The organism is Brevibacterium ammoniilyticum, assembly GCF_038429965.1.
In the GTDB taxonomy this organism is placed as follows: domain Bacteria; phylum Actinomycetota; class Actinomycetes; order Actinomycetales; family Brevibacteriaceae; genus Brevibacterium; species Brevibacterium ammoniilyticum.
Genome location: NZ_BAABNP010000012.1, coordinates 51,467 through 72,392, shown reverse-complemented (window position 1 = coordinate 72,392; position 20,926 = coordinate 51,467). Strand labels below are relative to the sequence as shown.

General features: G+C 69.5%; 19 protein-coding genes and 1 tRNA gene. 9 read left to right on the top strand and 11 right to left on the bottom strand.

Annotation, left to right across the window (positions count from 1 at the left end; all coding sequences use genetic code 11):
• Position 1 precedes the first annotated feature (1 nt).
• From AAHA49_RS13990 to AAHA49_RS13980, 3 genes are all read left to right on the top strand, one after another.
• Positions 2–169, top strand: coding sequence for a hypothetical protein (locus AAHA49_RS13990; RefSeq protein ID WP_342038709.1), 168 nt, complete (start codon positions 2–4; stop codon positions 167–169).
• A complete protein-coding gene (locus tag AAHA49_RS13985) occupies positions 169–816 on the top strand; it encodes an anthranilate synthase component II (RefSeq protein WP_342038708.1) in 648 nt (215 codons plus the stop codon). The genes AAHA49_RS13990 and AAHA49_RS13985 overlap by 1 nt, the downstream gene beginning before the upstream one ends.
• An 83-nt stretch (positions 817–899) precedes the next feature.
• Positions 900–1,412, top strand: coding sequence for a GyrI-like domain-containing protein (locus AAHA49_RS13980; protein ID WP_342038707.1), 513 nt, complete (start codon positions 900–902; stop codon positions 1,410–1,412).
• A 28-nt stretch (positions 1,413–1,440) separates the two neighbouring features.
• Here the strand turns inward: AAHA49_RS13980 and pknB are convergent, their stop codons facing one another.
• Genes pknB through AAHA49_RS13945 form a run of 7 tightly spaced genes read right to left on the bottom strand, consistent with a single transcriptional unit; the run spans position 1,441 to position 10,984 of the window.
• Positions 1,441–3,357: a Stk1 family PASTA domain-containing Ser/Thr kinase gene (pknB, locus tag AAHA49_RS13975; protein WP_342038706.1), complete on the bottom strand. Its 1,917-nt coding sequence runs from the start codon at positions 3,355–3,357 to the stop codon at positions 1,441–1,443.
• Between the two features lie 54 nt (positions 3,358–3,411).
• Positions 3,412–5,187, bottom strand: coding sequence for a protein kinase domain-containing protein (locus AAHA49_RS13970; RefSeq protein ID WP_342038705.1), 1,776 nt, complete (start codon positions 5,185–5,187; stop codon positions 3,412–3,414).
• Positions 5,184–6,653, bottom strand: coding sequence for a peptidoglycan D,D-transpeptidase FtsI family protein (locus AAHA49_RS13965; protein WP_342038704.1), 1,470 nt, complete (start codon positions 6,651–6,653; stop codon positions 5,184–5,186). The genes AAHA49_RS13970 and AAHA49_RS13965 overlap by 4 nt, the downstream gene beginning before the upstream one ends.
• Entirely contained in the window at positions 6,650–8,176 is a 1,527-nt protein-coding gene (locus AAHA49_RS13960; RefSeq protein WP_342038703.1) for an FtsW/RodA/SpoVE family cell cycle protein, read from the bottom strand. The genes AAHA49_RS13965 and AAHA49_RS13960 overlap by 4 nt, the downstream gene beginning before the upstream one ends.
• Complete coding sequence (locus tag AAHA49_RS13955; RefSeq protein ID WP_342038702.1) at positions 8,176–9,630, bottom strand: protein phosphatase 2C domain-containing protein; 1,455 nt, start codon at positions 9,628–9,630, stop codon at positions 8,176–8,178. The genes AAHA49_RS13960 and AAHA49_RS13955 overlap by 1 nt, the downstream gene beginning before the upstream one ends.
• A complete protein-coding gene (locus AAHA49_RS13950) occupies positions 9,627–10,145 on the bottom strand; it encodes an FHA domain-containing protein FhaB/FipA (RefSeq protein WP_342038701.1) in 519 nt (172 codons plus the stop codon). The genes AAHA49_RS13955 and AAHA49_RS13950 overlap by 4 nt, the downstream gene beginning before the upstream one ends.
• Positions 10,142–10,984 carry a DUF3662 and FHA domain-containing protein gene (locus AAHA49_RS13945; protein WP_342038700.1) on the bottom strand — a complete coding sequence of 281 codons (843 nt, stop codon included), beginning with the start codon at positions 10,982–10,984 and terminating at the stop codon, positions 10,142–10,144. The genes AAHA49_RS13950 and AAHA49_RS13945 overlap by 4 nt, the downstream gene beginning before the upstream one ends.
• Positions 10,985–11,443: 459 nt before the next feature.
• Here AAHA49_RS13945 and AAHA49_RS13940 point away from each other — a divergent pair.
• Positions 11,444–11,530 (top strand) — tRNA-Leu (locus AAHA49_RS13940).
• 61 nt (positions 11,531–11,591) lie between these two features.
• On the opposite strand, the gene AAHA49_RS13935 is transcribed toward AAHA49_RS13940, so the two are convergent.
• A complete protein-coding gene (locus AAHA49_RS13935) occupies positions 11,592–12,569 on the bottom strand; it encodes an AraC family transcriptional regulator (protein WP_342038699.1) in 978 nt (325 codons plus the stop codon).
• A gap of 155 nt (positions 12,570–12,724) precedes the next feature.
• Between AAHA49_RS13935 and AAHA49_RS13930 the strand changes: the two genes are divergently transcribed.
• From AAHA49_RS13930 to AAHA49_RS13920, 3 genes are all read left to right on the top strand, one after another.
• Positions 12,725–13,621 (top strand): NmrA family NAD(P)-binding protein, encoded by an 897-nt coding sequence (locus AAHA49_RS13930; protein ID WP_342038698.1) that lies wholly within the window; start codon positions 12,725–12,727, stop codon positions 13,619–13,621.
• Positions 13,618–14,103 carry an anthrone oxygenase family protein gene (locus tag AAHA49_RS13925; protein WP_342038697.1) on the top strand — a complete coding sequence of 162 codons (486 nt, stop codon included), beginning with the start codon at positions 13,618–13,620 and terminating at the stop codon, positions 14,101–14,103. The genes AAHA49_RS13930 and AAHA49_RS13925 overlap by 4 nt, the downstream gene beginning before the upstream one ends.
• Positions 14,104–14,253: 150 nt before the next feature.
• Positions 14,254–15,471, top strand: coding sequence for a hypothetical protein (locus AAHA49_RS13920; RefSeq protein WP_342038696.1), 1,218 nt, complete (start codon positions 14,254–14,256; stop codon positions 15,469–15,471).
• Here AAHA49_RS13920 and AAHA49_RS13915 read toward each other — a convergent pair whose 3' ends face one another.
• Together AAHA49_RS13915 and AAHA49_RS13910 are read right to left on the bottom strand one after the other, a co-directional pair.
• Positions 15,472–16,716, bottom strand: coding sequence for an RNA polymerase sigma factor (locus tag AAHA49_RS13915; RefSeq protein ID WP_342038695.1), 1,245 nt, complete (start codon positions 16,714–16,716; stop codon positions 15,472–15,474). It abuts the gene before it with no gap.
• A gap of 7 nt (positions 16,717–16,723) precedes the next feature.
• Complete coding sequence (locus tag AAHA49_RS13910; protein ID WP_342038694.1) at positions 16,724–17,104, bottom strand: YciI family protein; 381 nt, start codon at positions 17,102–17,104, stop codon at positions 16,724–16,726.
• A 164-nt stretch (positions 17,105–17,268) separates the two neighbouring features.
• Here AAHA49_RS13910 and AAHA49_RS13905 point away from each other — a divergent pair, with 164 nt between their 5' ends.
• Together AAHA49_RS13905 and AAHA49_RS13900 are read left to right on the top strand one after the other, a co-directional pair.
• Complete coding sequence (locus AAHA49_RS13905) at positions 17,269–19,113, top strand: bifunctional 3'-5' exonuclease/DNA polymerase (protein WP_342038693.1); 1,845 nt, start codon at positions 17,269–17,271, stop codon at positions 19,111–19,113.
• Positions 19,114–19,161: 48 nt separating this feature from the next.
• Positions 19,162–20,247, top strand: coding sequence for an NAD(P)-dependent alcohol dehydrogenase (locus AAHA49_RS13900; RefSeq protein WP_342038692.1), 1,086 nt, complete (start codon positions 19,162–19,164; stop codon positions 20,245–20,247).
• 46 nt (positions 20,248–20,293) lie between these two features.
• Here the strand turns inward: AAHA49_RS13900 and AAHA49_RS13895 are convergent, their stop codons facing one another.
• Positions 20,294–20,746, bottom strand: coding sequence for an anthrone oxygenase family protein (locus AAHA49_RS13895; RefSeq protein WP_339391115.1), 453 nt, complete (start codon positions 20,744–20,746; stop codon positions 20,294–20,296).
• Positions 20,747–20,926 lie beyond the last annotated feature (180 nt).

The window sequence follows — 20,926 nt, the reverse complement described above, 5'->3', positions numbered from 1 at the left end:
TATGTACGCTCTCATTTGGCGGCTCCTGCCGGGACCGTGGTTCGTCAAACTCGTCCTCGCCCTCATCCTCATCGCCGCGGTCGTCCTCCTGCTCATGCAGTACGTCTTCCCGGCCGTCGCCCCCTACATGCCGTTCAACAACGCGACCGTCACCGACGAGGGCGCGTGATGACGACGATCCTCGTCGTCGACAACTACGACAGCTTCGTCTACACCCTCGTCTCCTACGTCCGTGAGCTCGGCGCCGAGGTCGACGTCATCCGCAACGACGATGTGTCCGCCGAGGCGGTCGCCGGCCTGGCGAGGGGCTACGACGGCATCCTGCTCTCCCCGGGACCCGGGGTTCCCGCCGAATCCGGTGTGTGCCCCGACCTCATCCGCTGGGCCGCGGACACGGCGACGCCCCTGTTCGGCGTGTGTCTGGGCCATCAGGCCCTCGGCGAGGTGTTCGGAGCCACGGTCACGCATTCGCCGGTGCTCATGCACGGCAAGACCTCGGTCATCACCCACGATGGGGCCGGCATCTTCGCGGGCTGCCCCTCGCCGCTGACGGTGACCCGCTACCATTCGCTGGCGATCGTCGACGAGACGATCGACCTCGACACCTTCGCCGTGACCGCCCGCACCGCGGACGGGGTCGTCATGGCCATCGAGCACCGCAGCGCACCTCTCTACGGCGTCCAGTTCCACCCCGAGTCCGTGCTCACCGAGTCCGGGTACCTCATGCTCGGCAACTGGCTCGAGGTCTGCGGGCTCAGCGGTGCCGCCGCCCGGGCGCAGGCGATGTCGCCGCTGGCCACCGCGATCTCGCAGTAGGTGCTTCCGCGGCACCCGGGCAGCGCTTAGGATCGGTTCCACACAGGATCGCATCGTCACCCGCGTCAGGGAGAGGACAACCCATGTCAGAGCCGAGCTACTTCCCCACCGAGCCCTACAGCGAACTCACGGTCTTCGAAGCCCAACCCGTGCCCACGGTCGTCGTCGAAGCCCAGAACTATCCGATGGCAGAGCTGCCGCAGCTCTTCGACTCCGTGTTCTCCGGTCTCTTCCCGGCACTTGCCGCCGCCGAGGTGGAGCCGACGGGTCCCGCGTTCTCCCTCTACACGCGCCAGCCCACGGACACCGTCGACATCCAGGTCGGCATCCCCGTCTCCGCGGGTCTGAGCCAGGCGCTCGAGCTCGGGGACGACCTCACCGCGATCCCCTCCGAACTGCCGGGCGGATCGATCGGGGCCGTGACCTATCAGGGCGGCTACGACGGCCTCGGTGAGGCGTGGAATGCGCACATGCAGGCGCTCGTGGCCGCCGGCCACCACCCTGATCTGCCGTTCTTCGAGGTCTACGTGACCGAACCGAACCCGGAGATGGACCCGGCGGATCTGCGCACCGACCTCTACGTCAGCCTGGGCTGAGGCAGGGTCGGCTGAGGCAGCGCTAGGGTCAGTTCCCGTTGCCGTTGCCGCGTCCGCGGGGGTCGGCCCAACCGTCGAACCACGAGTCCCCGCCGCCCACGGCGCCGTCGGCGTCCGTGCCGCCGCCGTTGTTGCCGTTGCCGCCGGCGTCGCCGGGGGGTGAGGTGGGGATGCCGCCGGGGACCGACGGGATCGTCGGTGTGGGCTCCGGCGGCTTCTTCGCGACGGTCACGGTGATCTCGGATCCCTGCGCCACCTCGGTGCCGCCGGGGATCGACTGATCGAAGACCTTGCCCTCCTCCTGGTCGGCGGTCTCGACCTCCTCGACCTTGCAGCCGAGTTTGTAGTCGTCGCCCTGCAGGGTCTTGCAGGCTTCGTCCTTCGTCTGCCCCGTGACATCGGGGACCTCGACGGTGCCGGAGGAGACGACGATGTCGACGTTCGAATCGACATCGACCTTCTCGCCCTCACCGGGCTTCGTCTCGATGACGACGCCCTTCTTCACGTCCGGTGAGGTCTGGGTGATCGTCGACCCCGCCTGGAGTTTGGCGTCCTTGATCAGCTGCCTGGCCTCCTGCTCGGTCTTGCCGGAGACCTGCGGGATCGTCACGCTCTCGGGGCCGAGGGAGACGACGAGTTTGACGGTGCTGTTCTCCGGGATCGACTGCCCGGCGGCGGGGTCGGTGGAGATCGCCTTGCCCTCGTCGACCTCGGTGCTGTACTGCTCGTCGCGGGTGACCTGGAACTTCTGGTTCCGCAGCTGGGATTCGGCCTGATCGGCGTCCATGCCTGCGACGTCGGCGACCTGGACCTGGACGATGGGTTCGGGTTTGTTGATCTCGTAGACCCACAGGGCGAGTGCCGCGAGTGCGAGGAGGACGAAGATGCTGCCGATCCAGATCCACGCCTTCGACCGCTTCTTCGGCGGCTGCTCCTCCTGCCGGTTCATGATCGAGGACATCGGTCCAGTCTCGTGAGCCGGTTCGGCATCGAGCGGGTAGGCCTGGGTGGCGGTGGGGGGTCCCATCATGCCCGCCCCGCCGGCGGCGGCGAGGACCTGCGTGCGATCGTTGTCGCCGTCGATGCTCAGCGGCCTACCGTCACGGGCGGCGAGCACGTCCTCCCGGAACGTGTACGCGTCCTGGTACCGCTCGTCCCGGTCCTTCTGGAGGGCGTGGAGGACGAGGCGGTCGACCTCGGGCGGGATGTTCGGGTTGTAGAAGCTCGGCGGCTGCGGGGTCTCCCCGACATGCTGGTAGGCCACCGCGAGCTGGGAGTCCCCGACGAACGGGGGACGACCGGCGAGCAGCTCGTAGAGCAGGCACGCGGTCGAGTAGAGGTCGGAGCGGGCGTCGACGACCTCGCCGCGCGCCTGCTCGGGGGAGAGGTACTGGGCGGTGCCGACGACGGACTGCGTCTGGGTGAGCCCGCTGTTGTCCTTGAGCGCCCGCGCGATCCCGAAGTCCATGACCTTGATGTCGCCGTCGGGGGTGAGCATGACGTTGGCGGGTTTGATGTCACGGTGGACGATGCCGTTGCGGTGGGAGTACTCGAGCGGGGCGAGGACGCCGGCGACGACGTTGAGCGCCTCGTCGACGGTGAGCGTCCCGTGTTCGTTGAGGACCTCGCGCAGGGTCTGGCCCTCGACGTACTCCATGACGATGAACGGCACGGACACGCTGGAGCCGCCGGATTCGACGAACTCCTCCTCACCGGAGTCGTAGACGGCGACGATGCCGGGATGGTTGAGACCGGCGGCGGACTGCGCCTCCCGCTTGAGGCGGGTGTGGAAGGAGGGGTCGCGCGCGAGATCGGAGCGCAGAAGCTTGATCGCGATGCGCCGACCCAGGCGGGTGTCGACGCCCTCGTGCACTTCCGCCATGCCCCCACGGCCGAGGAGGGCACGGACTTCGTACCTCTCCGACAGGACCTTGGGCTCACTCATCTGCATCCTCCGCGTATGTCACCCCTGCAGGGGCGTGTTTCCTGGTCGTCGTTCTCACCCGTCGTCACCTGACGTGTCCGCGTTCTGGCCGTCGTTGCCGCCCTGACCCGAGTTGCTGTCGCTGCTCGAGCCCGAGTTCGAGCCGGAGTTCGAGTTCGTGTTGGAGTTCGAGCTCGAGCTGCTGCCGGAGTTCGTGTTGGAGTTCGAGTTCGACCCGCTGCCCGAACCCGAACCGGATCCCGAGTTCGAGTTGGAGTCGGAGTTCGAGTTCGAACTGCTGCCCGAGCCGGAGTTCGACCCGGAGTTCGAGCCGCTGTTCGAGCCTGAATCGGAGCCGGAGTTCGAGTTCGAACCCGAATCGGAGCCGGAGTTCGAGCCCGAGGTCCGCGTCGGCCGCGGGGCGGGCTGCTCCTGCCTGCCGGCGGAGATGTAGAGGGTGACGGTGTCGCCCTCGGTGAACGTGTAGCCGCCGCCGGGTGCCTCGCCGACGTCGGCGACGGTGCCCGCGGCACGGGACGAGTCGATCGTCTCCGTCTCGACCTTGAGGCCCTTGTCCTCGAGGTTCTGTGTCGCCGAGGACTCGGACTGGCCGATGTAGTCGCTGCGATCGATCTCGACCTCGGCAGGGGCCTGCGAGGTCGTGGGGGCGCTCGTGCTCGGAGTCGGCGTCGGTTCGCCGCGGCCGCCGAGGAAGAACCACAGCAGGGCGCCGACGGCGATGAGGGCGAGGATCGCCAAGACCCAGATGAGGATCTTGCCCTTCTTCGACTGCTTCTCCTCGGTCTGCCCGTCGGGGTCGTCGCCGTCGACGGCGCCGTTGTACCCGGTGACCGGTCCTCCCGGACCGCCGGGACCGTCGGCACTGTAGACACGGGTCGCGTCATTGCTCGAGGTGGTCGGCAGCACCTGCGTCGAGGGCACGGGTTCGGGTTCGCTGAAGACCTGCGTGAGCGCCTCCGAGGCGGCGTTGCCGTGCCTCATCTGCGGCAGGATCGCCTCGGCGCCGGCGATGTCACCGGCGGCGATCGCCTCGGCGGCCTTCGACACGGCCATCGCATCGTCGGGTCGGCGTTCGGGCTTCTTCTCGAGCAGGGAGTCGACGAAGCGCCGGACCGGTTCGGACACCGTCGTCGGCAGCGGCGGGTGCTGCTGGTTGACCTGGGCGATCGCGATCGAGACCTGCGAGTCCCCGGTGAAGGGACGCTGGCCGGCGAGTGCCTCGTAGGCGATGATGCCGAGCGCATAGAGGTCGGAGCCCGGGCCGGAGCCCTTGCCGGTGGCCTGTTCGGGGGCGAGGTACTGCGCGGTGCCCATGACCTGGCCGGTCTTCGTCAGCGGCGCCTGGTCGGTGACGCGGGCGATGCCGAAGTCGGTGATCTTCACCCGGAAGTCCGGGGTCATGAGGATGTTGCCGGGCTTGATGTCGCGGTGGACGACACCGGCCTTGTGCGCGGCGCCGAGCGCCTGCGCGGCCTGCGCGACGATGCTCAGGGTGTCCGTCTCCGAGAGCGGGGCGCTGCGTTCGATGATCGTCGACAGCGGTTCGCCGGGCACGTACTCCATGACGAGGTACGGCGAACCCTGCTCGTCGCCGTAGTCGTAGACCCCGGCGATGCCCGGGTCGGAGACGCGGCCCATGTTCTGCGCTTCGGCGCGGAAGCGGGCGAGGAACGTCGAGTCGGAGAGGTACTCCTCCTTGAGGATCTTCGCCGCGACCTCGCGGCCGAGGACGGAGTCGACGCCCTTCCAGACCTCGCCCATGCCGCCCACGGCGATGCGTGAGGTCAGGGTGTACCGGTTGCCCAGCTGCGTGCCTTCGCTCGGCCTCATTTGTCGACCACCGCTTCCATCATGTCCTTGGCGATCGGTCCCGCGACCGTCGCACCGTATGCTTCGTTGCCCGCGTTTCCGCCGTTCTCGACGACGACCGCGACGGCGATCTTCGGATCATCGGCGGGGGCGAAGGAGATGAACCAGGCATGCGGCGCCGCACCCTTCTGGTGCTGGGCGGTGCCCGTCTTCGCCGCGACCTTGACGCCGGGGATCTTCGCCACCGAGGCGGTGCCGTCGGTGACGACGCCCTGCATCATCGTGTTGAGCTGTTCGGCCGTCTGACCCGAGACCGGGCGGGAGAGCTCCGTCGGGCGGGTCTCGGTGATCGGCTCGAGGGTGTCGGCGTTGAGGACCCGGTTGACGAGCTCGGGCTTCATCATCGAGCCGCCGTTCGCGATGCCCGCGGTCATCATCGCCATCTGCATCGGCGTCGACCGGACCTCGTACTGACCGAGCGAGGACTGCGCGAGCTGCGGCGGGTTGAGACCCGAGGGGAACGTCGACGGGGTGACCGTGAGCGGGATCTTGAGGTCCTGACCGAAGCCGAACTTCTTCGCCTGCTCGGCGATCGCGTCTTCCCCGAGGTCCATGCCGAGGGAGGCGAACGAGGTGTTGCACGATTCCGCGAGGGACTGCGCGAGCGTCGGCTTGCCCCCGCCCCGGCAGGCGCCGGCATGGGAGTTGCTGATCGTCGCCGTCGTCTGCGGCAGGTCGAGGGTCGCGGGACCGTTGAGGCGCGAATCCGGGGTGTAGTTGCCCGATTCGAGGGCGGCTGCGGCGACGAGGACCTTGAACGTCGATCCCGGCGGGTAGAGGTTGCCGCCGATCGCCCGGTTGTAGGCCGGGTTGTCCGGGGCGTTGTCGAGCTTCTCGAACGCCGCCCGGGCCTCCTTCGAGTCGTGGCTGGCGATCGGGTTGGGGTTCCAGCCCGGGGTCGAGGCCATCGCGAGGATCTTGCCCGTCTTCGGGTCGAGGGCCACGGCCGCACCGTTCTGGTTGCCCAGGCCCTTCCAGGCGGCTTCCTGGACCTTCGGGTCGACGGTGAGCTCGACGGCGGCACCACGCGGCTGTTCGCCGGTGAAGAAGCTGCCGACCTTGTCGTAGAAGAGCGCATCCGACTCACCGGAGAGGTACTCGCCGGCGGCACGTTCCATGCCGGAGGCGCCCGAGACGATCGAATAGTAGCCGGTCATCGACGCGTACGCCCTCGGGTCGAGGCCGTCGGAGCCGTATTTGCGCTGGTACTTGTACTTGTCGTCCACCGGCACGGAGTAGGCGATCGGGGTGCCGTCGACGAGGATCGGCCCGCGGTCGCGGGAGAGCTGGTCGAGGATCTGGCGTGTATTCAGCGGATTGGCGTTGAGCGAGTCCGCGGTGACGAACTGCACCCAGCTCGTCGAGGCGAAGAGGAGGGCGAACATGACGAATCCGACGACGCCGATGTGCGTGAGTGACTTCTTCATCGCTGACCTCCCTGGCCCGAGTCGCCGGGTCCGCGCGTGCTGAGGTTCGTCGTGACCGCCTCGTCGGAGTCCACGGATCCGGGGACCGCCTCGGCGGGGGAATCGTCCATGTCATCGTCGGTGCTGCGCTTCTTCGCCGAGGCGGACGTGGTGTCCTCGGTGATGCGCAGGACTCCGGTGTGGAACTCCTCGACGGGGCGGCGGGCGTTGTCGGACATGCGCAGGAGCAGGGCGATGATCACCCAGTTCGCGACCAGGGACGACCCGCCTTGGGCGAGGAACGGCGTGGTCAGACCCGTGACCGGGATGAGGCGGGTGACGCCGCCGACGACGACGAAGACCTGGAGGGCGATCGTGAACGACAGGCCCGCGGCGAGCAGGGTGCCGAAGCCGTCGCGCAGCTTCTGCGCGGTGCGGATGCCGCGTTCGAAGATGAGGAGGTAGCAGAGGAGGATGACGAAGAGGCCGGCCATGCCGAGCTCCTCGCCGAGGCTTGCGTAGATGAAGTCGGACTCCGCGTAGGGGACCATGTTCGGTCGGCCCTCGCCCAGTCCCGTGCCGACGAGGCCGCCGTTGGCCATGCCGAACAGACCCTGGACGAGCTGGTAGGACCCGCCCGGGGTCTTGTTGAACTCCTCCGGGGTGAGTGCGCCCAGCCAGCCGTCGATGCGCTGCTGGACGTGGGAGAACATGAGCGTGGCGATGACGGCGCCGACGGCGAAGAAGCTCAGGCCGATGATGATCCACGAGACCTTCGAGGTCGCGACGTAGAGCATCGCGACGAAGAGGCCGAAGAAGAGCAGGGAGGTGCCGAGGTCGCGTTCGAAGACGAGGATGCCGACGCTCGCGACCCACGCGATGATGATCGGCCCGAAGTCGCGCAGGCGCGGGAAGCGGATGCCGAGGATCTTCGGCCCCGCGAGGACGAGCTGGTCGCGGAAGCTGACGAGGTAGCCGGCGAAGAAGATCGCGAGGAGGATCTTCGCGATCTCACCGGGCTGGAAGGACAGCGGTCCGATGCCGATCCAGATGCGGGCGCCGTTGATCGTGCGGCCGAGACCGGGCACGAGCGGCAGGAGGAGGAAGAAGAGGGCGAGGAAGCCGGAGACGTACGTGTAGCGGCGCAGCCACCGGTGGTCGCGCAGCAGGACGAGGACGAGGACGGCCAGTGCCACCCCGAGGGTCATCCAGATGAGCTGCTGGGTCGCGCTGTTCTTGAACTCGACGCGGCCGAGGTCGACGCGGTGGATCATCGCCAGCCCGATGCCGTTGAGGAGGACGGCGATGGGGACGAGGACGGGGTCGGCGTACTTCGCCTTCCACCACACGACGACGTGGACGATGAGGGCCAGGGCCGTCAGCCATGCCATGTACTGGACGGTGTCGTCGGGGATCGCGTCGTCGACGCCGAGGCCGACGAGGGCGTAGGCACTCGAGGAGGCGGCGATCGCGAGGATGAGCAGACCGAGCTCGGCCAGGCGGTAGGGCCTGGGCCGGACTGCCTGGGAGACGGAGTCCGACATCACTGCGACTCCTGGGTGATCGCGTCGCTGGGCTCCGCGCTCTGCCCGCCCGGCGGCGACGGGGCCGGGTCGCTCGGGTTCGTCGCGTCCTCGGCGTTGCCGGAGACGGTCCCGGAGCTCTCGGCCTCCTGCCGGAGGTTGTCGATGATCCGGTCGGCCTCCTCCCGGGAGTCGGCTTGGATCGACCCGCGCAGGCGGTCCTGCGAGAACGCATTGAGCGCCTCGACCTGGATGTCCGTGGTGTCCTCGAGGCGGCTGAGTTCGATGGGTCCGAGCGTCGTGTCGAGGCCGCGGTAGAGGGCGACCCGTCCGTTGTCGCTCGTGAGGTAGTAATGGTTGTTGATGTAGTTGAAGGCGAAGAAGCCGCCCACGGCCAGTGCGATGACGACGAGGGCGGCGATGATCCATCCGAGGTAGGAGCGCTTCTCCTTCTCCTCCTCGCCGTCGAGGTCGTCCTCGCCCGCCGGCTCGTCCTCGGTGTCCACGGCGGTGCGCAGGGACCCCGCCGGCATCTCGGCGGTGGGCTCCTGCCCGGACTCGCCCGGTGCGGCGCCGTCGGTGACGGCTTGCAGCGGCACGGTGTCGGTGGGGACGTCGCTGCTCGCGAAGTCGTGCTGCGCGGTCGGAGCTTCGCCCTCGGGGCGGGTGCCGATCGACGCGTACTGGGGGTTGACGTGGACGGAGCCGACGGAGATGCCCTGCGGCACGTCGACCTCGCCTGCGATGACGTCGCCGATGACGACGGTGACGTTGTCGGCGCCCCCACCGGCCAGAGCCAGGTCGATGAGCTGGCGGCACGCTTCGTCGGGGTCGGCCACCTCGGCGAGGACCCGGGTGATGTCGCCGATGTCGGCGAATCCGGTGAGACCGTCGGAGCAGAGCATCCACCGGTCGCCGACGTAGGCCTCGCGCAGGGACAGGTCGAGGTCGGGGGAGGTGCCGACGTCGCCGAGGACCTTCATGACCACGGAGCGCTGCGGGTGGGTGTCGGCCTCATCGGCGGTGATGCGACCTTCGTCGACGAGCATCTGGACGAAGGTGTGGTCGTGGGTGACGGGGTGGAGTTCGCCGTCGCGGAGGACATAGCCGCGGGAGTCGCCGATGTGGGCGAGGGCGAAGCGGTTGCCCGGGGCGCGCAGCAGGGCGGTGACGGTCGTGCCCATGCCGGCGAGTTCGGGCTGTTCGGCCACGCCGCGGCAGATGCGGTCGTTGGCGTCGAGGATCGAGGCGCGGAGGAGTTCGAGGGCGTCGTCGCCGGCGATGTTCTCATCGAGTTCGGCCAGGCGGGCCACGGTGATCGCCGAGGCGACGTCGCCGCCGGCGTGTCCGCCCATGCCGTCGGCGATGAGGAGGAAGTTGGGACCCGCGTAGCCGGAGTCCTGGTTGTTCTTGCGCACGAGCCCGGTGTGCGACCGAGCGGCGGAGCGGAGGGTGATCGTTCCGTCGGTCGTCACGATTGGGTCTCCAACGTCGTATGTCCGATGGTGATCTGGTTGCCGATGCCGAGGTCGACGGGGGCGGTGATCCGCGAACCGTCGACGAAGGTCCCGTTAGTCGAGCTGAGGTCCTCGAGCACCCAGGCGCCGCCGCGGGCGATGATCCGGGCATGATGGCTCGACGCGAAGTCGTCATTGATGACGATCGTGTTGTCCGGTGCCCGGCCGAAGGTCACGGGTGCCCCGGAGAGGATGAGCGAGGTGCCGGCGAGCGGTCCCACGGTCACCCGGATCGACCCGGGATTGGCGCGCGGGATCGGTGCCGGGGTCGGAGTGGGGGCCGGTGCGGGTCGGCTGGGAGCCGGGGCGGACTGCCTGCCGGAGTCCTTGGCCGCCTTGGCCTTGCGGGACTTGCGGGGTCCGCGCTTGGCGCCGAAGATGTCGCGTCTGAGCACGCCTGCCACGCCGAAGACGAAGAGCCAGAGCATGACGAAGAAGGCGAACCGGAAGACGGTGACGGTGAATTCGCTCACAGAGAGTCCTGTTCGGTGTAGCGCACTTCGGCGTCGCCGGCCGTGAGCACGTCGCCGTTGCCGAGGTTGGCCGAGGTGAGCTTGCGTCCATGGAGCAGCGTGCCGTTGGTCGAGCCGAGGTCGTTCGCGATCGCATGGTCGCCTTCGACGACGATCTCGAAGTGCCGACGGGAGACGCCGGGGTCGTCGATGACGAAGTCCGAGCTGTTCGAGGAGCGGCCGAAGACGTTCGAGCCCTGCCGCAGCGGGTAGGTCTGCCCGTGGATCGTCACACTCGCCTCGATCGTGCGGGGTCGAGCAGGCGTTGCGGGACGGATCGGGGTCGAGGCGCGCGCGGGTTCCGGGGTCCGCCGCGGTGCGGCGACGGGGCGCGAGCCGGAGCTCGGGGCCGGTTCGACGATGCTGTGGGAGCGGGAGACCGGGTCGTAGCCGCCGCGGTTGGCCGGCTGCGCGGCCGGAGAGCCGTCGGGGCGCTGCGTCGAGGAGACGACGCGGTACATGCCGGTGTCGAGGTCGTCCGCCTCGGCGAAGTCGACGGAGACGGGTCCGACGAAGCTGTAGGCCTGCTCGATCGCGTGGTCGCCGATGACCTGACGCAGGTCGGCGCGCAGCTCGGATTCGATGCCGGAGAGGCGTTCGAAGTCGGCGGGCGAGAGTTCGATCGTGTAGTGGTTGGCCGTCAGGGTGCGGCCGCGCGAGACGACGGCGGCCTTGTTGTCGGACTCACGGCGCAGTGCGCCGCCGAGTTCGACGGGTTCGACCTGAGAGCGGAAGGCCTTCGCGAAGGCGCCGTTGACGACGTTCTCCAGTCCCTTCTCGAAGCGATCGAGAATCCCCATGGCACCTCCTTAGTCCTCGTCCGTCATTGTCGTGGTCGGGCTCGTGCTCGGCCGGTGGCCGGAACCCTGGCACATGGTCTGTCCTGCGGTTCTGTGCGGGCGTGACCGAGTCCGACGCGGGGCGCCGATTCGGGTACACCAACACCCAATCCTAACGCGGAGGCGGCCTCAACTCACGTTCGCAGGCCGAGCGGGATCCACCTCGGCGGGGATTCACCGTGCGCGTTCAGCCTGGCAGGAGCGGCCGGACGCGTGCATCGTCGCGGTCGGATGGGAGCTCGCGATGGCGGGTGTGCGTGCGGATCGGCGGAGCGCACGAGCGGTCGCGATCGGGTCCTCGGCGGGGTCACCGCAAGGGTGCGGAATGTGATCTTGCCTGCATTCAGGTGAAATCATGCTCCGCCGGGGGCCGTGGGTTTCCGCAAAGCCGGGCGGCGGTGCTAGAGTCTTCTCTTGTTCGCGCGAGTGGCGGAATTGGTAGACGCGCTGGCTTCAGGTGCCAGTGATCGCAAGGTCGTGGGGGTTCAAGTCCCCCCTCGCGCACCAGCGGACGAGAGCCCCTCACCAGGTCCTACGGGATCCGGTGAGGGGCTCTTCGCATGCCCGGTCACCGGACGCTCTTCCTCCGCACGGCACCCGGGGTGAGGCCGACCTGCCGGGTGAAGGCGCGGTTGAACGCGGCCTCCGAGCGGTAGCCGAGCTCCCCGGCGAGGCGAGCCGCGGTGACGTCGGTGTCCCTCAGCCGGGATTCGGCGATGCTCATCCGCCACCGGGTGAGATAGGCGATCGGCGCCTCCCCGACGAGCTCGGCGAACCGCGCGGACAGCGAGGACCGAGACATCGCGGCGACCGTCGCGAGCCGCTCGAGTGTCCACTCGTCGCCCGGACGTGCGTGGATGGCCTCGATGACCCGGCCGATCCGCTCGTCCTGGAGGGACCGCAGCCAGCCGGCGCTCGCCTCGGCGTCGGAGTTCATCCACGAGCGGATCGCCTGGACGACGAGGACGTCGGCGAGCCTCGTCGCCACGGTCTCCGCCCCCGGCAGCGGGTGGGCGAGCTCGGCGGCGATGAGGCGCAGGGTCTCACGCACCGAGGACGCGACGGCGACGGAGTCCCCACCGACGTGGAGGACGGGCGGCAGGGCCCGCATGAGTTCCCGTGCGGCCGGATCGTCGAAGCCGACGACCCCGCAGATGAGCGTCGTGGTCCTCCCCGGTCCGCCGTAGCGCAGCCGTGAGTAGCTCTCGCCGAGGCAGTCCTGGGGCAGCAGGTCGACGCGGGGTCCGCGCGGGGCGTCGGGGTCGCTGAGCAGATCGTGCCCGGCTCCGTGGGGGACGAGAGCCAGGTCGCCGGCGGCGAGTTCGATCGGCTCCTGACCGGGCAGACGCAGCCAGCACGTGCCGGCGATGAGGACGTGGAAGCTCACCGAGTCGGCGATCGCGGGCATCTCGAGCGACCACGGATCCCCGAACTCGGCGTGGCAGTAGAAGGTCGAGCGCATCCGCAGGTTCGCGAGCAGGCGCGCGAGCCGGTCGTCCGCACCTCCTGGAGGCCTGACGGCGGCACTGCGGGTGTCCGTTCCCATGGCCGCATCGTCGCACAGAATCCCACCGATCGTCCGCCTGGTTCGGACGATCGGGCAAGAAGTGTGGTCGTGCGGGCATGGATCGACCGAGGAATGCTCCGTAGCGTCGGAGGTGCAGGCAGATTGGTTCACAGCAGCAGAGAAGAGGACTGACCATGTATGTCATCGCAGGAGCCACCGGACGCGTCGGATCCGCCGCCGCCCGCACACTGCTCGAGTCAGGCGCGGACACCCGCGTCCTCGTGCGCCGTCCCGACGATGCCGCCGACTGGGAGGCTGCCGGCGCCGAGGCAGTCGTCACCGGACTCGACGACGAGGAGGGACTGAGCGCGGCGCTGCGCGGAGCGGACGGCTTCTTCGCACTCCTTCCCTTCGATCTCGGCGCCGACGACCTCGACGCCCACGCCGACCGGCTCATCGCGAGCATCACGGGCGCCGTCGCCCGGGCACGCGTGCCCCACGTCGTCATGCTCTCCTCGGGAGGGGCCGACCTTGCGACGGGCACGGGCCCGATCACGGGTCTCCACCGCCTCGAGGAGGCGCTGCGGGCGTCCGGCACGAGACTCACCGCGCTGCGCTCGGGGCACTTCCAGGAGAAGGTCTCCGACGTCATCGACCTCGCCCGGGCCACCGGGCTCTACCCAGTCTTCGCCTCCTCCGCCGAGGTGCCCGTGCCCATGGTCGCGACCCGTGACCTCGGTGCGCTCGCCGCCAGGTTCCTGCTCGGCCCGCCGGAGGTCAGCGAGGCCGTCGACGTCGTCGGTCCCGCCCGGACGGAACGGGAGGTCGCCGAGGTGCTCGGCCGCGGTCTCGGGCGTGCGCTCACTGTCGAGCTCGTCCCCGAGCCCGCGTGGGCGGGGGCGCTGACCGAGGCGGGCTTCCGTCCGCATGTCGCGGGCAGCCTCGCCGAGCTCTACCGCGCCGACGAGGCCGGGCTCCTCGCACCCCGCGGGGATCGGTCGGTCACCGTGGACACGACCATCGAGGAGACGATCGCAGGACTCCTCGGCGCCGGCGACGGGACTGACGATGGGATAGGGGAACGGTCATGATCACGGCACTGCTCGCCGCCTCGGCGGTCGTGGTCAACGGACTCCTCGCGGGACTCCTCTTCGCGTTCGTCTGCGCGGTCTCCCCGGCCTACCGCCGGCTGAGCGACGAGGAGTTCGTCCACGGATTCCGCGCGATCAACGAGGCGATCCTCCGACCCTTGTTCCTCACGGTGTTCTTCGCCGCCCCGGTCACGGCACTCGCGACCGCAGCGGTCGGGACGGCGAGCGGGACGCCGGTCGACGGGACGGCGATGGTCCTCCTCTGGGTCGGCGCAGGCGGGTCACTGGGTTCCCTGCTCATCACGATGGCGGTCAACGTCCCGCTCAACACCCGACTCGTCCGAGCGACGATCGACACGAACGCTGACTGCTCAGCTGCGCGAGTGGGCTTCGAGGCGAGGTGGAACCGCTGGAACCTCATCCGATGCGTGAGCAGCATCGTCGCCGTGCTCGGGTTCGCGCTCGCCCTCGCGCTCGGGTGAGGCTGCGCCGGAAGCTGAGCTGTTCCGGACCCGGATCTGCGCCGGAAGCAGTGCTGTTCCGGACCCGGACCCGTTCCGGACCCGGCTCTGTGCCGGAATCGGAACACCGCCGGCAGCGCTGAGACCGGATCCGAGGATAGATTCGCTTCCATGACCTCGACCCGTCCCGCCGTCCGCACGATCGGCGCGCTCGCCGCCGCGATCGCCGTCGTGCTCGGTCTCGCGCTGACCGGCTGCACCCCTTCGAGTCCGAACGATCCGGACCTGCCGCCGGAGGCGGATCTGCAGCTATCTCCTGAGGGGAACGAAGGCGCGTGGTTCGATCCCGCCTATGCCGCGGGGCTCGGCGACCAGTACGCGACGCCGAACGAGATCTGCGCCGTGACCGACGATGTGGTCGTCGAGTTCCAGCGCGGACCGGTGGGCACGTCGACGGTGTTCGGCCGGGCTCTCACCGGTGGGGCGGTGCAATGGCAGCTCGAGGATGCGACGTGCGATCGGAAATCGTTCCTGCCCCCCGAGGCCGAAACCAACCGTCCGGCGGCGGTGCTCATCGGCACCGCACAGGGCACCGAGAATCCGAGGTGGTCGTTGTTCGATCCGGCCACGGGACGTGAGCGGCAGAAGCTCGGCGTCAGTCCGGGTGCAGCAGGGGTGACACCGCTGACCTGGGTCGATGACATGCTCGTCGCCGAACTGACCGACTCCGACATCGTCGGTCTGCGGGGTGAGGACGAGGTGTGGCGACTGCCGATCGCAAGCGGAGCGACGGTGACCGTCCTCGCCGACGGCTTCCTCGGCGTGACGGAGCGCCTGGGAGGACCGATCTCCGTCATCGACGCGAACAAGGGCGCGGTAACGATGAGGAGATCGGTGCCCGATGCCTTCGACATCACGTGGGCCAGCGACGGCTATGTGCAGAACATCCAGGAGACCGACCCCGAATACGCGTACTACGACCTGCGAGGCAACGAGGTCGACCGGACGAAGGGCATCTCCCAGTACCCGTTCGTCCCGCAGCCCTACCGCGGGGTGACCTTCCCCGTCGCCGACCATCGGAAGGCGGGCACCGTCGTCGGCGTGAGCGCCGACGGGACGCCCGCGCTCTTCGAAGCCGAGAACGGACGCACCTTCACCCAGGCCGGTGAGCTCGAGGACCTGCCGGGAGGCATCCTCGGCCTCGTAGGAGTGAGCACCGACGGCTCGCTGCTGCTCTTCGAAACCAGCGATGGACTCGTCATCCGGGATGATGAAGGCAAGACGGTCGGGCAGTGGCCCCTGGACTACTCGGAGCTGCGGATCGAATCCGGCCTCATCGTCCTCACCGGCACCTCCGGGACCACGGTGCTCCGCCCGTCGGAGGTCTAGTCAGTCCTCGCCGAGGCGGTGCGCGATGTCCGTGAGGTGATCACGTTCGGCGGGGTCGGTGGTCAGGGAGATCGCGCGCGCCACCGCTTCCCGCGCCTCGGCGTTCCGACCGGATCTGCGGAGCAGATCGGCTCGCAGCGTCCACGCGGGCTGATACCCAGCGACCCTCGCGGTGTCCCCTGCGTGATCGAGGGCCCGGAGGCCGGCGTCGGGGCCGCTGATCTCGGCGATGACGGCGCTGCGGGCGACGGCGCCGCCGAGCGTCGGCGCCATCGCCTCGAGATCGTTATGCAGGCGCAGGAGCACCGGCCAGTCGGTCCGACCCCGGCGGATGCCTGACATGTGGACGATCTGGATGGCTGCTTCGAGGCCGAACCGCCCTACCGACCCGCACCAGTGGACGGCCCGGAGGTGGTGTTCGCCGCGGGCGACGAGGGAGGCATCCCAGCGGTCCGGATCCTGCTCGGCCAGTGGGACGAAGGCTCCGGCCGCGTCGCGTCGGGCGGGGAAACGGGCGCCGGAGAGGTGGAGGAGGGCCGCGAGGCCGTGGGACTCGGCGTCGTCGGGGCAGAGTTCGGCGACGAGTCGGGAGAGGAAGAGCGCCTCCCCTGTCGTCCCCGCGCGCGGTTCCGCGGCCGCATGGACCCACTCGATCGCGAAGGCCCCGTAGATCGCCTCGAGGATCGCCTCGAGTCGCGCGGGCATGCTCGACCGGTCGGGCAGCTCGAATCCGATGCCCGAGGCCGCGATCCGCTTCTTCGCCCGGGTCAGCCGCGCCGAGACGGTCGCCGCCGGCAGGGCCATCGCCGCGGCGATCTGCGCCCCGGTCATGCCGAGGACGGCCGAGAGCATGAGCAGCGGCCGCGTCGGCGGATCGATCTTCGGATGCGCGCACGCGGCGAGGAGTTCGAGGCGCCGATCGGGAAGGGCGTCGACATCGACGCCGTCGGCCGCCTCGGCGAGGGAGGGACGGTCGTGGATGTCGGGGGAGAAGGCCACCGATGTCCGCGTCGCTGCCGACTTCCACACGTCGCGGCGCGCATTGCGGGCGACCCGGTAGAGCCATCCCTGCGGATTCTCGGGCACACCGTCGACCGGCCATGTGCGGACGGCCTTCTCGAGGGCGGCGGCCAGGGCGTCCTCGGCTCCGGCGATGTCGCCGTCGGCAGCGGCGAGGAGGGCGATGATCCTGCCCCAGGCATCCTGGGACACGATCATCGCCCGCTCCTCCGGGGTGATCGCCATCAGCGGCTCACGACTGCACCCATGCGCCGTCGATATAGGCGACGGCGACGGGACGGACCTCGATGACCCCGTAGGCGGTGCCGGGAAACTTCTCGGCCCAGGCCAGCGCCGCGTCGCGGTCCTCGACGTCGATGACGAAGACGCCGGCGAGGGCCTCCTTCGTCACGGCGAACGGTCCGTCCTCGATGACGACGGTGCCGGTGCGGCGGGTGACGGTGACGGTCGCGGACTGGGGTGCGAGCATCTCGGCGGCGACGAAGACGCCGGCCGCTTCGAGGGCATCGGCGTAGTCCGTCATCAGCCGCTGCATCTCCTCCATCGCCTCGGCCGAGGGCTGCGGGGCGCCTGCGCCGGGTTCGGGGGCGTGGAAGACGAGTGAGTAGCGCATGATCGATTCCTTTCCTCTGCTGCGTCGTGCAGCCGTTCCGGCGACCGTGGTTCGGTCGCTCATCGGTGAGACGACCGAGCCCGGCTGGTTTCGACATCTGCGGCAAGAATATTCGAGATCATGCTCAGGCGGGCCGCGTCAGGGCCGCGCAGTAGGGTTGGATCATGCCCTCCGAGTCCGCGCCGACGCCTGCGTGGACGGTGCTCGGTCGCGCGGAATCGGCGGCGGATGCGCCCGTGGTGCGCGACCATCGGGTCACCGTCGTCGACCTCGGGCCCGACGGTGAGGAGATCGGACGGACGACCCTCGCCGAGGCGGCCCTGCCCGACCTCGTCCGTGACCGTGAGGGCGGTGCTGAGGGTTCCGGAGTTCGTCAGGGACCGTCCTCCCCGCCGAGGTGGGTCGTCAGCGACACCCCGAAGTGGTATCCGCTTCTGCTCGCCTCCGGCGTGCGCATCGACCGTGCCCATGACCTCCGGCTCGCCCACGCGATCCTCGCCCGGTCCTCCCTCGTCACCGACCGCTCGGCGCTCGCCTCGTCGGACGAGTGGGACGCAGGCCCCGTCACCGCACCTGAGGCCGGGCAGGCTGAGACCCTCTTCGACGTCGCGGGAGGACGCGGACACGTGAAGGAGGTGCCGCACGGCATCGACGCCGCGCTCGCCGAATTCGCCCGCCAACAGGCGGCGGTCGGGACTGCGACCGGTCCCGGACGGCTGCGCCTCCTCCTCGCCGCGGAATCCGCCGGCGGCCTCGTCGCCGCCGAGATGCACGCGGCAGGCGTCCCGTGGGACGTGGCCGAACACGAACGGATCCTCGACGATCTCCTCGGCCCGAAACCCGGTGCCGGAGGGAAGCCTGCGAAGATGCTCGTCGCCGCCGAGGAGGTCCGCGCCGCCCTCGACGACCCGCAGGCGAGCCTCGACTCCCCGACCCGACTGCTCACCTCCCTGCGCAACGCCGGGATCAACGTGTCCTCGACCTCTAAGTGGGAGCTCGCCGAATCGACGCATCCTGCGATCGAACCGCTGCTGCGCTATAAGAGGATGGCCCGCCTGCTTTCGGCCAACGGCTGGGCCTGGCTCGATGAATGGGTGGCCGAGGGCCGCTACCGCCCCGTCTACGTCCCCGGCGGCGTCGTCACCGGACGGTGGGCTGCCAGCGGCGGCGGCGCCCTGCAGATCCCCCGGCAGCTCCGACCGGCACTGCGCGCCGACGACGGGTGGACGCTCATCTCCGCCGACGTCGCTCAGCTCGAACCGCGGGCGCTCGCCGCGATGTCCGGCGACCGGGCGATGGCCGAGGCCGGGTCCGGCCGCGACCTCTACTCCGGCCTCGTCGACGAGGGCATCGTCGCCACGAGGCAGGAGGCGAAGATCGCCGTCCTCGGGGCGATGTACGGCTCGACGACCGGGGAGGCCGGTCGCCTCGTGCCCCGCCTGCGCCAGTCGTTCCCCGCCGCGATGCGCCTCGTCGACACCGCCGCCGAGGAGGGCCGCCGTGGGGGAGTCGTGACGACGTGGCTCGGACGGACCTCCCCGGAACCCGGAGAGGGCTGGAGGCGTGTCCAGGCCCGGGCCGACCAGATCGATGCCACCCCGCACGATGAGAACCGGGCCCGTCGGGCCGCCGGCGACTGGGGGCGCTTCACCCGCAACTTCGTCGTCCAGGGCACCGCCGCCGAATGGGCGCTCGCTTGGCTCGCGGACCTCCGATTGCGGCTCGCCCGCCTGCCTGCCATCGAGGACTCGCCCGCGACCGCCTCGGGGCCGGTGTTCTCTCGGCGCGCCCACCTCGTCTTCTTCCTCCACGACGAGGTCATCGTCCATGCCCCGGAGGCGCACGCCGATGCCGCCGCGGACGCGATCAGGGAGGCGGCCGCCTCGGCGGGCAGGCTCCTCTTCTCCGGTGCCCCCGTCGACTTCCCCCTGGACCTGACGATCGGGGAACGGGCGGCGGCGAAGCAGCCGGGCCTTGACGCAGGGGGACATGTCAGCGGCAGGATGTAGTGTGTGCGGAGTCCGCACGAACCCCTGTCTCGAGCACTGGAGGAACCTATGTCGATCACTGTCAAGGCACTGCAGAAGACCGGACCCGACCAGCCGTTCCGCGTCGCCGAGATCGACCGCCGCGACCCCCGCCCCGACGACGTCGTCATCGACATCAAGGCGGCAGGCATCTGCCACAGCGACATCCACACGATCCGCAACGAATGGGGTGAGGCGAGCTTCCCGCTCACCGTCGGCCACGAGATCGCCGGCGTCGTCTCGGCCGTGGGCTCCGAGGTCACCGACTGGAAGGTCGGCGACCGCGTGGGTGTGGGCTGTCTCGTCAACTCGTGCGGCGAATGCGCCGAATGCCTCGCCGGCCAGGAGCAGAACTGCCTCATCGGCAATGTCGGCACGTACAACTCGACCGACGTCGACGGGACGGTCACGCAGGGCGGTTACGCGGAGAAGGTCGTCGTCAACGAACGGTTCGTCCTCCGCATCCCCGACGGCCTCGACTTCGACGTCGCCGCCCCGCTGCTGTGCGCGGGCATCACGACCTACGCCCCGCTCCACCGCTGGGGTGCCGGCGAGCTCAAGGACGGCAAGCCGAAGAAGGTCGCGGTCCTCGGCCTCGGCGGTCTCGGACACATGGGCGTGCAGATCGCCGCGGCCATGGGCGCCGACGTCACCGTGCTCTCCCGGTCGCTGAAGAAGGAGCAGCTCGCGATCGACCTCGGGGCGGCCAGGATGCTCTCGACGGCGGAGGAGGACTTCTTCACCGAGCACCGCGGCGAATTCGACCTCATCCTCAACACGATCAGCGCCGACATCCCCGTCGACCGGTATCTGCGGCTCCTCGCCCCGCGCGGTGTCATGGCCGTCGTCGGCCTGCCGCCGAACAAGCAGGAGCTCTCCTTCGGTTCGCTCATCGGCGGCGGCAAGGTGCTCGCCGGATCGAACATCGGCGGCATCGCCGAGACCCAGGAGATGCTCGACTTCTGCGCCGAGCACGGCATCGCCGCCCAGATCGAGACGATCGGCATCACCGAGGCGGACTCCACCTACGACCGGGTCGTCGCCGGTGAGGTCTACTTCCGCGCCGTCATCGACATCGCGACCCTGAACGACGCCGAGGTGGCAGCCGGGGTCTGAGGGCTGCGTGCCCTGAGGGTCGCGTGCCCTGAGGCCGGAGTGCCGGTCAGAGGATCGTCGCCGCCGAGGCGAGCAGCGCGAAGGCGGCGACGATGACGGCGACGCGGACGATGTGGAGCCGGTCCCATCGGCGGACCTGCTCGCGCCAGTCCGTCGGATGGGCCTCGGCGGTCCACGTCCTGGTGCGGTTGTTGATCGGGACGAGCAATGTCACGGACATAATGACACTGACGGCGAGGAGGACGGCGGCGATCGCGGCCGTCGACGCCGAGGCCGATCCCCAGGTCAGGGCCGCGAACGCGCTCGTGAGCACAAGCGAGACGATGTACCACACGGGCATCGACGCCCCGAGCATCCGCGCACCGTCGGCCCGCGCGCTCAGCGATGGGCCTGCGGGCAGGCGCAGGGTGATCGGATTGACGACGACGGCGACGGCGAGTTCGACGCCGACCATGATGCCGACGGTCGTCGTCGCGAGGATTCCGAGGATGACGTCCACGGTGTTGTCCTTCCACTGGCGAGTGCTGGTTCGGATGATGTCGGCGATTCCGCTATACCGTCGCGACCCCCGCGTCGACTTCTGGATGCCGATTCTTCGACAGTTCCGATCCGGCACGACCGACAATCTAGCAGCGCTAGACGATCTAGCAATGCTAGATTAGAGCGCGGAGGTCGTCGA